13 protein-coding genes are annotated in these 13226 nt (G+C 62.9%); 5 read left to right on the plus strand and 8 right to left on the minus strand.

Going from position 1 to position 13226, the window contains the following annotated elements:
* A partial coding sequence (locus ACYP01_RS05750; protein WP_459678883.1) for a helicase HerA-like domain-containing protein occupies window positions 1-882 on the plus strand: 882 nt, incomplete at its 5' end.
* A gap of 19 nt (window positions 883-901) precedes the next feature.
* Here the strand turns inward: ACYP01_RS05750 and lysA are convergent.
* The 5 genes from lysA to ACYP01_RS05775 form a co-directional block, all read right to left on the minus strand.
* Window positions 902-2245 (minus strand): diaminopimelate decarboxylase, encoded by a 1344-nt coding sequence (gene lysA / locus ACYP01_RS05755; protein ID WP_459678884.1) that lies wholly within the window; start codon window positions 2243-2245, stop codon window positions 902-904.
* 152 nt (window positions 2246-2397) lie between these two features.
* Window positions 2398-2835, minus strand: a complete 438-nt coding sequence (locus ACYP01_RS05760) for a hypothetical protein (protein ID WP_322002135.1) — start codon at window positions 2833-2835, stop codon at window positions 2398-2400.
* A 172-nt stretch (window positions 2836-3007) separates the two neighbouring features.
* Entirely contained in the window at window positions 3008-3811 is an 804-nt protein-coding gene (gene cmrA, locus ACYP01_RS05765; protein WP_007733327.1) for a mycolate reductase, read from the minus strand.
* Window positions 3812-3830: 19 nt separating this feature from the next.
* The gene (locus tag ACYP01_RS05770; RefSeq protein WP_069147366.1) at window positions 3831-5861 is read right to left on the minus strand and encodes an NADPH-dependent 2,4-dienoyl-CoA reductase; all 2031 of its coding nucleotides are present in this window, start codon (window positions 5859-5861) and stop codon (window positions 3831-3833) included.
* A complete protein-coding gene (locus ACYP01_RS05775; protein WP_064444095.1) occupies window positions 5858-6472 on the minus strand; it encodes a PadR family transcriptional regulator in 615 nt (204 codons plus the stop codon). The genes ACYP01_RS05770 and ACYP01_RS05775 overlap by 4 nt, the downstream gene beginning before the upstream one ends.
* Before the next feature lie 128 nt (window positions 6473-6600).
* Between ACYP01_RS05775 and ACYP01_RS05780 the strand changes: the two genes are divergently transcribed.
* Window positions 6601-7962, plus strand: a complete 1362-nt coding sequence (locus ACYP01_RS05780) for an MFS transporter (RefSeq protein ID WP_007733331.1) — start codon at window positions 6601-6603, stop codon at window positions 7960-7962.
* Here the strand turns inward: ACYP01_RS05780 and ACYP01_RS05785 are convergent.
* The 3 genes from ACYP01_RS05785 to ACYP01_RS05795 form a co-directional block, all read right to left on the minus strand.
* The gene (locus tag ACYP01_RS05785) at window positions 7952-8773 is read right to left on the minus strand and encodes an acyl-CoA thioesterase (protein WP_003945359.1); all 822 of its coding nucleotides are present in this window, start codon (window positions 8771-8773) and stop codon (window positions 7952-7954) included. The genes ACYP01_RS05780 and ACYP01_RS05785 overlap by 11 nt on opposite strands.
* A gap of 75 nt (window positions 8774-8848) precedes the next feature.
* Entirely contained in the window at window positions 8849-9688 is an 840-nt protein-coding gene (locus ACYP01_RS05790) for an alpha/beta fold hydrolase (RefSeq protein WP_003945355.1), read from the minus strand.
* Between the two features lie 35 nt (window positions 9689-9723).
* Complete coding sequence (locus tag ACYP01_RS05795) at window positions 9724-10419, minus strand: TetR family transcriptional regulator (RefSeq protein ID WP_459678885.1); 696 nt, start codon at window positions 10417-10419, stop codon at window positions 9724-9726.
* 168 nt (window positions 10420-10587) lie between these two features.
* On the opposite strand from ACYP01_RS05795, the gene ACYP01_RS05800 reads away from it, so the two are divergent.
* Genes ACYP01_RS05800 through ACYP01_RS05810 form a run of 3 tightly spaced genes read left to right on the plus strand, consistent with a single transcriptional unit; the run spans window position 10588 to window position 13188 of the window.
* Window positions 10588-11721 (plus strand): ferredoxin reductase, encoded by a 1134-nt coding sequence (locus ACYP01_RS05800; RefSeq protein WP_459678886.1) that lies wholly within the window; start codon window positions 10588-10590, stop codon window positions 11719-11721.
* Between the two features lie 35 nt (window positions 11722-11756).
* Entirely contained in the window at window positions 11757-12929 is a 1173-nt protein-coding gene (locus ACYP01_RS05805; RefSeq protein WP_003945297.1) for a fatty acid desaturase family protein, read from the plus strand.
* 13 nt (window positions 12930-12942) lie between these two features.
* On the plus strand, window positions 12943-13188 hold the full coding sequence (locus ACYP01_RS05810; RefSeq protein WP_003945295.1) for a hypothetical protein: 246 nt from the start codon (window positions 12943-12945) through the stop codon (window positions 13186-13188).
* Window positions 13189-13226: the final 38 nt, after the last annotated feature.

Below are 13226 nucleotides of genomic sequence, written 5' to 3' on the forward strand. Positions count from 1 at the left end.
GAACCAGAACTCGAAACCGAGGATCTGCTGCGTGTCGTCGGCGGTGCCGGTGTGATCACGCTGTTCGAACTCGGTGCCCAGGCGGCGCGCCCGGCAATGTTCTCCACCTTCCTGATGTGGGTGCTCGCGGACCTGTTCCAGACGCTGCCCGAAGAGGGAGATCTGGACAAGCCGAAGCTCGTGTTCATCTTCGACGAGGCGCACCTTCTGTTCGCGGACGCGTCGAAGGCCTTCCTGCAGCAGGTCGAACAGACGGTCAAGCTCATTCGTTCCAAGGGCGTCGGCGTGTTCTTCTGCACGCAACTTCCGACCGACATTCCGAATTCGGTGCTGTCACAGTTGGGTGCGCGGGTTCAGCACGCCCTGCGTGCCTTCACGCCCGACGATCAGAAAGCCCTCAACAAGACCGTCCGCACGTACCCGAAGACCGAGCACTACGACCTGGAAAAGGCACTGACTTCACTCGGCATCGGTGAAGCCATCGTGACCGTACTCTCGGAAAAGGGTGCGCCGACGCCGGTGGCCTGGACCAAGATTCGTCCGCCGAGGTCGCTGATGGACACCATCGGCAACGACGCCATCAAGGCGGCCGCGTCGTCGAGTCCGCTGAATCAGAAGTACGGCCAGACCATCGACCGCGAGTCGGCGTACGAGAAGCTGACGGCCAAGGTGGCCGGTGCTCCGACAGCGGATCAGTCCCTGGATCTTCCGTCGCTGCCCGATCTGCCGCCACCGCCGCCGGCCGAGCCGGAGGGCCCCAACATCGCCGAGCAGATCTTGGGCAACTCGGCTGTCAAGAGTTTCCTGCGCTCGGCGGCTTCGGCTGCGGGACGCGAGATTTCGCGAAACATCTTCGGCACCGGTAGTCGCCGCAGGCGCTGAGGCTCAGGCGCCCGCGAGGTCAGATGCCGACCTCGCGGGCCAACAGGTCGTTGATCGATTCGCGCCTGATCAACGGCCGCGCAATCCCGCCCAGCACGGCGACGACCGGCGGCCGGCCGACGCTGTTGTAGGTGGAGGCCATGCTGTGGTGGTATGCGCCCGTACACGGCACTGCCAACAGGTCACCTTCATGTAGGTCGACGGGAAGCCTTGCTCCGACGGCAATTTCGTCGCCCGATTCGCAGTGTCGCCCGGCGACGGTGACTTCCTGGAGCGGTGCGCGCGAATGTCGGTTCACCAGTTCGACGTCGTAGTGGCTGTCGTACAACGACACCCGAGGGTTGTCGCTCATCCCGCCGTCGACGGAGACGAAGGTTCGTCCCCCGCTGATCGACTTGATGTTCTGTACGCGATAGAGCGTGACTCCGGCCCGCGCAGCGATCGCTCGGCCAGGCTCGAGCACGATTTCGGGGCGAGGGAAGCGGTTTCGGGTGCACGCGTCGTCGAGAGTTTCGTCGATGACGTGAGCGAGGCGGGTCAGATCCAATTGGGCATCTCCCGGCACGTAGGCGATCCCATGGCCACCGCCGAGATCGAGTTCGGTGAGGATGATTCGATGCGTGCGTCGTATGTCGTCCATCTGTGCGATCATCGTCTCGATCGCGGGGCGGAAGAGTTCGGGATCGGTGATCTGGGAGCCGAGATGGCAATGCAGGCCGATGAGCTGCAGGTGCGTCGCGTTGGCGACGACGGATACCGTATGTTCCAGTTCTTCGGAAAACGCTGGTAGGCCGAACTTTTGGTCCACGATGCCCGTGGACACTGCCTTGTGTCCGTGTATGTCGATGCCGGGTGTGACTCTGACCAACACCTTCTGTCGGTGGGTGCACACCGACGCGAGCCGTACCGCTTCGCTGGGGGAGTCGAGGACGATCCGGCCGACACCCGCGTTGACCGCCGCCCTCAGTTCGGAAACCGATTTGGCATTGCCGTGCAGGATGATTCGGTGGGGGTCCACGCCCGCGGCAAGCGCGACGGCGAGTTCACCGGCGGAACAGACATCCACCCCGAGTCCCTCGTCGGAGACCCAGGTAGCCATCGCTCGAATCATCAGTGCCTTGCCGGCGTACACGATCTCCGAGTCGGGGAAGATCTCTCGATACGTGCGGCAGCGGTGCCGCACGTCCGCCTCGTCGACGACGTACGTCGGTGTGCCGTACTGGTCCGCGATCTCTTCGAGGGAGACGTCGCCGATGCAGACACGCCCGCTGTGGTCGTGGCGAGTACTGATGGGCCACAACGCAGGATCCATACGCGGTGTCATTGCGCCGCGTAGGGAGGGGAAGATTTCGAGTAGCGTCACGTCGATCTCCTGAAGGTGACCCGCCGTGTTGCGGGCTACTTTCAGATCTACTCCCGAAGATCACCGGTGGGGCGGATCTTGACGCTTACTTGACGCGCCGCCGAACGAGGTTGACGCGGCCCTGACGTCCTCGACTTACTGTGCCCGTGGACTCACTGTGCCCGCCGCCGCCTCCATCCGAACCAACCGAGCACCGCGGGCAATGCCACCGCGGCGCCTCCGCCGATGACCGTCGATCGGTCGGCGGACACACCAACGGACGGAGTTCCGCCGGCACTCGGGGCGTAACCGGCGCCGTACACGGACTCGACCGCCGCTTGGATGTCGAACCCGGTTTCGGTAGCCGGCCCGCAGCTGTGCCCCTCGTGCTCGGCGTCGACGTCGTACGGCGCAGAAACGAACATCAGCTGCTCGGTGCCGAGCACGTAGCTTGTGCCACAACCGTTCCCGTTCGCGAGTGTCCCCACCGACGTCACCGATGCCAGATCGCCTTTGTAGACCCGGCTGACGTCGAACAGGTAGGTGTCCTCGAACCCGTCCGAAGTTTTCTCCGTCGGAGTCCCGAGGAAAACGGTGCTGGAGACGCTCACGGCTTCTTCCGGGGTAGCCGATGATGCGCACGAACATGCATTCGCTGCCGAGGGCAGCAGTAAGGGCAACCCTCCGGTCAAAAGAAGGATTGCCCCGACTGCCAGTGTTCTTCGCATCGCCATTAACCGACTATATGGTCTGCTATGGCCTGCTCTGAGAAGTTTGAGTGAATCAGCCGCCGAGCTTCTTGTAGAACGTGCCCACGATCGGCGCAACGACGGCACGCGGGCTGTAACCGCCCGCGACGGACATCGCCTTGCTCAAGATGCCCGGTACGACGCGCATCTTGTTCTCGGCCAGGCCGTCGAGCGAGACCTTGGCGGTGTACTCGCTCGAGATCCAGAAGAAGTCCGGGACGAGCTTGTCGACGATCGACGCTTCGGCCGGGTCCGGGGTTTCGGTGCGAACGGGGCCTGGCGCGAGCAGGGTGACGTTCACTCCGGTGCCCTTGAGTTCACCTCGCAACGATTCCGCGAAGGTGTTCACGAACGCCTTGGTGGCTGCGTACGTCGCGTTGTTGGGGATCGGCATGTTGCCGGCCGCGGACCCGACCATCAGGATGGCTCCGGACTTGCGCGCGAGCATGCCGGGCAGCACGGCCAGCGTGAGATCGTGCACTGCAACGGCGTTGAGCTCGACCTGGTCGCGCTCGTAGGCCGGGTCCAGCTCGGCGATCGGCCCGAAGGTGGCGATACCGGCGTTGTTGCACAGGATGCTGATGTCGCGGCCACCGAGTTCCTCGACCAGAACGGCACGCGCCGCGCTGTCGGAGAGGTCCGATGCACGGACCTCCACCTCGACGCCGTGCGCGGCGCGAAGCTTCTCGGCGAGGGCCTCCATGACCTCGCCACGACGGGCAACGAGGATCAGGGAGTGTCCGCGTGATGCCAGATCAGCGGCCAGTGCCTCTCCGATGCCGGAGGAGGCGCCGGTCACTACGGCGCGGGCTGTGGTTGTGGGTGTCGGCAGGCTCACGATCAGTCAGCGTAGCCGGTCAGATCTTCGCGGCCAGTCGTGTGCCCTGTTCGATGGCACGCTTGGCGTCGAGTTCGCCAGCGACATCCGCGCCGCCGATGATGTGGGTCACCACACCCGCGACGGTCAGTTCGTCCACGAGATCGCGAACCGACTCCTGCCCGGCGCAGATGACGATGTTGTCGACCTCGAGAAGTCGGGGCTTCTCGTGCTTCTCACCGAAGGTGATATGCAGGCCGGCGTCGTCGATGCGCTCGTAGTTGACGCCCGAGAGCTCGTGAACGCCCTTGTTCTTGAGGGCCGCCCGGTGGACCCAGCCGGTGGTCTTCGCGAGGCCGGCGCCGATGCGTCCTGGCTTGCGTTGGAGGAGGTAGACCTCCCGCTCGGAGAGCTCTGGTACCGGAGTGGTGAGAGCGCCCGGGGCCATTTCGGGTTCGGTGACGCCCCATTCCTGCTTCCACTCCTTGAGATGAAGAGTGGGGGAAGTGGGGTGCGTGAGGAATTCGCTCACGTCGACGCCGATGCCGCCGGCACCGATGACGGCGACGGACTTGCCGACGGGCTTGCCCTCTCGGACGACCTCGGCGTAGGTCAGCACCTTCGGGTTCTCGATGCCGGGGATCTTGGGAACCCGCGGCGTCACGCCGGTGGCAACCACGACTTCGTCGAAGGAGCCGATGAGATCTGCCGGTGCGACGCGGGTTTCGAGCTTGACCGTCACTCCGGCCACGTCCAGCATGCGGGTGTAGTAGCGAATGGTCTCGGCGAACTCTTCCTTACCCGGAATGAGCTGTGCGATCCCGAATTGCCCGCCGATCTTGTCCGAGGCCTCGAACAACGTGACCGAATGACCACGCTGAGCAAGATTGAGTGCTGCGGAAAGTCCGGCAGGACCGGCGCCGACGACGGCGAGATTCTTGGTCCGCCGAGTGGGGGAGAGGATCAGCGTGGTCTCACGGCCCGCGCGCGGATTGAGCAGGCAGGAGACCTGCTTGTGAACGAAGGCGTGGTCGAGGCAGGCTTGGTTGCAGGCGATGCACGTGTTGATCTCGTCGGACGCTCCGCGCTCGGCCTTGTTCACCCAGTCGGGATCGGCGAGCATCGGCCTGGCCATCGAAATCAATTGTGCGTCACCGCGGTTGAGGATCTCTTCGGCAGTCTCGGGCATGTTGATCCGATTCGAGGCGGCTACCGGAATGTCGACGTGCTTCTCGAGTTTGCCGGTGATGTCGACGAAGGCTGCTCGGGGAACCGAGGTGACGATGGTGGGCACCCGTGACTCGTGCCACCCGATGTCGGTGTTGATGATCGTGGCGCCGGCAGCTTCGACTTCCTTTGCCAATGAGACGATTTCATCCCAGGTCTGACCGCCCTCGACCAGGTCTGCCATCGACAACCGGAACACGATGATGAAGTTCGGGCCGACGGCCTTGCGTGTGCGTCGCACGATTTCGACTGCCATGCGTCGACGGTTCTCGGAACTGCCGCCCCACTGGTCGGTGCGCCTGTTCGTGCGCTCGCAGAGGAACTGGTTGATGAAGTAGCCCTCACCGCCCATGATTTCGACGCCGTCGTAACCCGCGGACTTGGCCAGACGCGCGCAGCGAACGTAGTTCCGGATCTGCCAACGCACCCCACGGCCGGTCAGCTTGCGCGGACGGAACGGATTGATGGGCGCCTTGATCGACGACGCGGAGACACTGAACGGCTGGTAGCTGTAGCGGCCGGCGTGCAGGATCTGCATGGCGATCTTTCCACCCGCGTCGTGAACCGCCTTGGTGATCCGGCGGTGACGGCGCGCTTCGATGCGGTTGGTCAGCTTGGCACCGAAGGGCAAGAGCCAACCGGTGCGGTTGGGCGCGTAGCCGCCGGTGATGATCAAGCCGACTCCGCCACGGGCACGTTCGGCGAAGTACTCGGCCAAGCGGTCGGTGTCCTTCGCGCGATCTTCGAGGCCGGTGTGGATCGATCCCATGACGACGCGGTTCTTCAGCGTCGTGAATCCGAGGTCGAGCGGTTCGAGCAGGCGGGGGAACTGTGTATCCGTCATGACTGAAGATGTCCTTCCGTGGCGTACTCGCCGGTGTCTTCGGTGGCGGGCTCGCCAGTGTCTTCGGTGGCGTACTCGCCAGTGGGCAGTGCGTCCAGAACTTCCTGGCACCAGTCGGTGAATCCTTCCTCGACGCGAATGCCGCCGCGAAGTACGAGGTACTGGTGCAGCGAAGAGCCGGAAAGCGCTGCTGGATTGGGGAAGTCACGCTTTTCGATGAGTCGGTAGACGTCGAGGCGGGCGGCGTGGCCGTCGCGGTGGCGAGCGACTTCGCGTCGTAGAGCGGGGAGATCGGCGTGCGCAGCGGCCCTGATCTTGATGGCCAACTCGTTGCGCAGGTGGTTCGGTTCGGACGGCTCTGCGATCCATCGGGTCAGTTCGGCGCGGCCGGCATCGCTGACGCGGTACATCTTCTTGTCCGGTCGGCCGTCCTGCGCGATGGCCTCCACCTCCACCCAGCCCGCCTCGTCCATACGCTTGAGGACTCGGTAGATCTGCTGGTGCGTCGCGCTGTGGAAGAAGCCGATCGACTTGTCGAACCGGCGTGTGAGGTCGTATCCCGACGCATCCTGTTCGGACAGGGAGACGAGCAACGCATGTTCGAGTGCCATGGAAAAAGTATCTATGCACTCAGGTGCGTATGCAACTAAGTGCGTACTAATTCGGGTGCATAGAACGTCTTGTATGTCGACTTCGGAGAGAGGCGCCGAGTCGCCCGCGCGCAGTTAGGCTTCGCCGTATGAGCGCCGAGTCCACGAGCACGCAGGCAGAGCCACCCGCAGGCATCGGCGGTGCGGCCACGAAGAGTCAAGTGTTCGCATGGGGGCTGTGGGATTGGGGTTCGGCCGCATTCAACGCAGTGATCCTCACGTTCGTCTTCTCGGTCTATCTCACCGACGCGGTCGGTGACGACCTTCCCGGCACGATTTCGGCAACTACGTGGCTCAGCTGGGCGCTCGGAATCGCCGGCTTCTTCATCGCGATTCTCGCTCCGATCACCGGACAACGTTTCGATGCGTCGGGTAAACGTAAACTCTCGCTCGCGATACTGACCGGCATCACCGTGCTCTCGATGGCGGGCCTCTACTTCGTCGAAGACAACTACCGCTATCTGTGGCTCGGATTGGTTCTGCTCGCAATCGGTTCGGTGATCTTCGAACTGGCCGGCGTTCCCTACAACGCCATGATGCGGCAGGTGTCGACACCGGAGAATCTGGGTAGAGTCTCCGGCTTCGGCTGGGCCATGGGATATTTCGGCGGAATCGTGCTGCTGTTGCTGTGCTACTTCGGGTTCATCGTCGGCGACGGCGACACTCGGGGATTCCTCGGATTGACCACCGACGGCGGCATGAACATCCGGATGGTGGCACTGCTGGCTGCAGTGTGGTTCGCGGTCTTCGCGATTCCGGTGTTCTTCAAGGTTCCCGAGTTGCCCAGCCCCGCGGTCGATCCGGGAGCGTCGAAGGCCGGGTTCCTCGACTCCTATCGGGTGTTGTGGCGCGATCTGCGCGAACTCTGGAACGTCGACAGGCGCACGATCTGGTACCTGATTGCGAGCGCACTCTTTCGTGACGGTCTGGCGGGCGTGTTCACCTTCGGGGCCGTGCTGGCTGTCAACGTCTACGGAATCAGCGCTGCCGACGTCCTACTGTTCGGTGTCGCGGCCAACGTGATTTCCGCAATCGGTGCATTGGTGGCCGGACGCTTCGACGATCGGATCGGACCGAAACAGGTCATCACCGTCTCGCTGGCGTCGATGATCGTGGTCGGCGCGATATTGATCGCGGTGTCAGGGCCGGTGATGTTCTGGATCTTCGGTCTCGCGCTCTGCCTCTTCGTCGGGCCCGCTCAGTCTTCGGCACGAACCTTCCTGGCGCGCATCACCCCGCCTGGGCGTGAAGGTCAGATGTTCGGCCTGTATGCGACCACTGGCCGAGCAGTGTCGTTTTTGGCACCGACACTGTTCGGCCTGTTCGCATGGCTCTTCGGTGCAGACCGTGCCGGCATCATCGGACTGCTGGTGGTTCTCGGCGTCGGTCTTGCCGCATTGTCGATGGTGAAGGCGCCGGAAGGGGACAGTGCGCTTCCCGTCAATCCTTGAAGTAGACCAACTGGTGTGTCGTAGCGAGCAATGCGCCGTCACTGCCCCAAATTTCGGCCGACTGATCGAAGTACCCGTTGCCGAACCGTTGGGTCCGCGCGGTTCCCAGCACGGAATTGTCTGCCTGTTCGGTCAGCGTCTGAGCGTCGGCGTGGAAGTAGATGGTCATCGAGACCGTCCCAGCCGGTGCCATCTTGCCTCGGCGCAAGAAAACTCGTGGGAAGAAGACATCGCACAGTGCAGTCAGCGACGTGAAGTCGAGAGCGCGAGCCGGCCGATCGCGCACCCAGAGCGTCGTGGTCGAGTCGGGATGCTCGCCCGACTCCAGGTCGGGGATTGCACCTTCGACAAAGCGCATCTCGTAGTTCTGTGCCCAGGCGATGAACTCGGGGAACGGCAGCAGCGCAACGTCTTCGGCCGACGGAACCTCCGGCATCGTGATTTCGGTCGACGACCAGGTTTCACGCCTGGTACCGAACACTGCCGTCGCGGTAGTGGCGACGGTTCCGTCCTGAGAAAGTTCGATGGACCAGTGTTGCGTCGAGCGGTTGGTGCGCACCGGCCGGGCGGAGATCTCGAAGGCGCCCTCGGTGATCGGACCGGCAAAGTTGACGGTCAACGACAGCGGATCGCCGAGGCGTTCGGGGTGCTTCAGTACAGATTCGAGCAACGTGGCAGCGGTGACGCCGCCGAACGGCCCGACCATGTTGTTGTACGCCGGATTGGTCTCGCCGGTCGACAGGCCGGCGGTGAGTGGCGTCAATCCGACAGCAGCGTCGAAAGGATGGGGTGGTGCAACGGTCTCGGTCATCGCAGAACTCCTGGTGATGGAATCAATTCGGCTCTATGTATGACAACATACATAGAGCCGAATTCGTCGCGGCGATCAGGATCCTGCACGTGCGAGGATCGCCTCGGCCAACTCTTCGGCTCGCTCTTCCGGAATCCAGTGACTTCCGCCGTCGAGCACGACGAACTCGTAGGGGGCGTCCACGAATTCGCCACAGCGTTCTGCGCCTGCGCGGCCGAGCGCTGTGTCGCCGGTGCTCCAGACGTACGTAGTCGGCACAGTGGTGCGATCGATGTCGCCGAAGTCGCGGGTCATCGCGCGGTACCAGTTCAAGGCGCCGGTCAGCGCGCCCTCCCCGCTCAGGACACGAATGTGCTCGTCGGCGAATTCAGGATCGATCTGGCCGTCGAACATGGCACGCAGCCGGCGAAAGTTGTCCTCCGACAACACTTCCTCGGCTTTTCCCTCCTGTCGGAGAAGTCCGATGTAGGACGAGCGTTGCTTCTGGTCCTCGTCCTCGCGGAGTGCCCAACCGAAGGCGGTGGGGTGGGGGACCGAGATCGCCGTCAGGCTGCGGATCCGGTTCGGATGGCGACCGGCGACCTGCCAGGCGACCGCCGAACCCCAGTCGTGACCGACAAGATGCGCGTCGGACAGGCCGAGCGCGTCGAGCAATCCGACGACGTCGGCTACCAGGTGCTCGATCTTGTAGGCATCCACCCCTTCGGGGCGTGCGCCGGCGGAGTAACCGCGCTGATTCGGTGCGATTACGCGGTAGCCCGCTGCGGTGAGCAGTGGTGTGACCTTGCCCCAGGATGCGGCGCTCTCCGGGAAGCCATGCAGCGCTACCAGCGGAATGCCGTCGTCCGGGCCCGAGATCAGTACGTCGAAGGTGAGGTCGCCAACGGGGATTTCGTATGTACTCGTGGAAGACATGACTCTCACCGTACGTCGAAAAGGTGAACCCGAGGTCAGTTTCGAGGTGGATTCCAGGTGGCCATTCCGAGCATGATGACTCGCAGTTGCTTCTCGGCTCGTGTGATGACGGCGGCTTCGTCGCGATACCCGGCGGTCCCGGCGTCCAGCAGTTCGACGACAGCACTGAACATCGTCGAGACGAGCAGGTCGGCAGCCATTTCCAGATCGTCCGACGACCAGCTTTCCAGTCCGGCAATTCTGGAGAGGTCGATGGTCAGTTCGCTGACGAACAACCGCATTTCAGTGGCTATCGCACGTCGTACCTCACTGACGCCGCTGTAGCGTTCGCGGCAGAGGAACCGAAACTGTCGCTCGTGTGTATGCACTTGTCGCACAAGGATGCCCAGGGACGTAGCGGCGTCCTTGGTGCTGGGATTACGCCTTGCGTCGCGCAGCATCTGGCGCAACATACGCATGCTCTCTTCGACGAGGACGACACCGACGTCCTCCAGTGAAGCGAAGTGGCGGTAGAACGCCGTCGGAACGATCCCGGCTTCCCTGGCTACCTCTCGCAGGCTGATTCCGGCGAAGCCGCGATCGGCCGAGAGGTCCATGGCAGTGTCCAGGAGCGCTTGGCGTGTGCGTTCCTTCTTGGCGGCACGACTTTCCGGTTCCCTGTTGTCGGGCTCCCTGCGCTCTGGGTTCACCGGTCCGGCCTTCGTCACGACGTCGAGTGTAGGTACAGGCATTCCGGCTCCTTTCGGCAACTCGTGTAACTCGGATCACATTCTTGTTGACATGTACTTGTGTGCACCTGTCACACTATCTTCGGTGAACATTTGTACACTGAATTCACGCAGTCGGGGGAAGCTAGCCCAGCAATCGATACACCCGGCAATCGAAGTACGAGGAGGGTCATGACAATCGCATCTGCTCCTGAGAACACGACACCGAAGTCCGCACCTCGGCGCGGACTGTCCTTGGTGGGACTGATCGAAGCCATGGCTGCTCCACATCAGATCGATCGGTACCTCGAGCTGGTCAACCCGATGGCGACGGTTCGTGACATCCGCGCGCAGGTTGTCGCCGTCGACCATCCGACGGCTGACTCCGCCACTCTCACGCTGCGCCCGACTCGCCAGTGGCGCGGTTTTCAGGCGGGCCAGTTCGTGCAGTTGGGCGTGGTGATCGACGGTGTTCGTCACACTCGCTGCTACTCGCCGGCCGGGGGTGCGTCTACGCGCAGTGGGCTGATCGAGCTCACCGTGAAAGCGCATCCGGGTGGCCTGGTGTCGCAGTATCTGTACGCCAACGCGGCACCCGGACTCGTTGTCAGCCTCTCGCAGGCAGACGGTGTGTTCTCCCTTCCCGTCGACCGCCCGCGTCGGGTGTTGTTGATCAGTGGCGGCAGTGGAATCACCCCGGTCATGTCGATGCTTCGGACGCTGGTGGAGGAGCAGCACTCGGGCGAGATCGTGTTCGTGCATTACGCGAACACCGATGCCGACGTGGCGTACACGCGCGCGCTGAAGACCATCGCCGAGCAGAACCCGAACGTGAAACTGGTACTCGTGTACACCGAAAGCGGTGGAGGTGACCTCGAAGGTTTCTTCGATCGCGGGCACCTCAACGCGGTGGCTCCTTGGATCGCCGATCCGGACACGATCGACGCCCAGGCTTATCTCTGCGGACCTCCCGGACTGATGCGGGGAGTGCGTGAGGTGTTCCGTGAGGTCGACGTCGAGCACTTGCTCAACACCGAGGAGTTCGCGCCGGCGGTGGCCGAGCCAGGGGAGGCCGGCGGCGAGGTGTCATTCACCAAAAGTGGGGTGGCGGCCGAGAACTCCGGCGAAACACTTCTCGAACAAGCAGAAGCTGCGGGCCTCAATCCCGAGTACGGATGCCGGATGGGAATCTGCTTCTCCTGCACCTCCGTCAAGAAGGCGGGCCGTACCCGAAACGTGCGCACCGGTGAGACAGACGACGAGCCGGACAAGAAGATCCAGCTGTGCGTCAGTGCTCCCGTCGGCGACGTCACCGTCGACATCTGAAGTCCCATTTTCCACACGACTGTCTGGAGACCGACATGTTTGGACTTTCACTTCCCACCCTCCCGTTCCTCGGCAACGGTTCCGATGCGAAGGACGACGCTCCCGTCGTCCTGACGTACGAGCAGGTCGAGGAGATCGGCCGCGAGTTGGACGCATTGCGCGATCGCACCGTCGCCTCGCTCGGGGCGGAGGATCGGGAGTACATCTACAAGATCATCAAGGCTCAGCGCGGGTTCGAGGTCGCAGGTCGCGGCTTGATGTACCTCGGCTTCCTGCCTCCGGTGTGGCTCGCGGCAGTCGGTGCATTGAGCGTGTCCAAGATCCTCGACAACATGGAGATCGGCCACAACGTCATGCACGGTCAGTACGACTGGATGCGTGAACCAGGGCTCAATTCCGAAGTCTTCGAATGGGATACGGTGTGCCCGGCCGACCAGTGGCGTCACTCGCACAACTACATGCATCACACGTACACCAATATTCTCGGCAAAGACCGTGACATCGGATACGGCATCCTGCGTATCGACGACGCGCAGAAGTGGAACCCCTATTACCTCGGTAATCCGGTCTGGGCCTTCGCCTTGATGGTGCTCTTCGAGTGGGGCGTGATGATGCACGATCTCGAGATCGAGAACGTCATCCAGGGCAAACGCAAGTGGCACGACGTCAAGCCGCTCCTGAAGGGCTGGTGGAACAAGGCGGGCAAGCAAGTCCTCAAGGACTACGTCATCTTCCCGGTTCTCACGGGGCCGCTGTTCGTGACCACTCTCGCGGGGAATGTCACCGCCAACCTGGTCCGGAACGTGTGGACGTACTCGATCATCTTCTGTGGCCATTTCCCCACCGGTGTCCAGAGTTTCACCGAGGACGAGACGGCCGACGAGACTCGCGGGCAGTGGTACGTGCGTCAGATGCTCGGCAGCGCCAACATCGAGGGAAGCCCGCTCTTCCACATCATGTCCGGCAACCTCTCGCACCAGATCGAGCACCACCTGTTCCCGGACCTGCCTGCGCATCGTTATCCGGAACTCGCTCCCCAGGTGAAAGAATTGTGCGGGAAGTACGGTTTGCCGTACAACACCGGTGGGTTCTTCAAGCAGATCGGTTCGGTATGGGGCAAGATCTTCAAGCTCGCTCTTCCGCCCGGTTTGGTCAAGTCGACGACCCCTCCCGGTGTTATCGTCGAGCGCCAGCGAACTGCAGCCTGAGAGGCACACACTGATGGTCGGGAAATTCGAACGCCGCAAGGACACGGTCCAGGAACTGACCGAAAGTGCAGCCAACCACGTGGGCTCGATCGCGATGATCATCGCCGGGGCCGTTCGAGACGTGACGCGCGAGATCGGCGACTGGGTGTCCGACGGAATCGAGATGCGTGAAGCAGCGAAAAAGGCTGCAGCTGACGATCGTTCGGAGTCCGTGACCATCGAGCACGACGACAGCGATCCACCTGAAGACTGGCGTTGATTCACCGCGGCGGACGGCCTGATCGCGTAACCGCGAGC

It is taken from the genome of Rhodococcus sp. no. 34 (assembly GCF_054589475.1).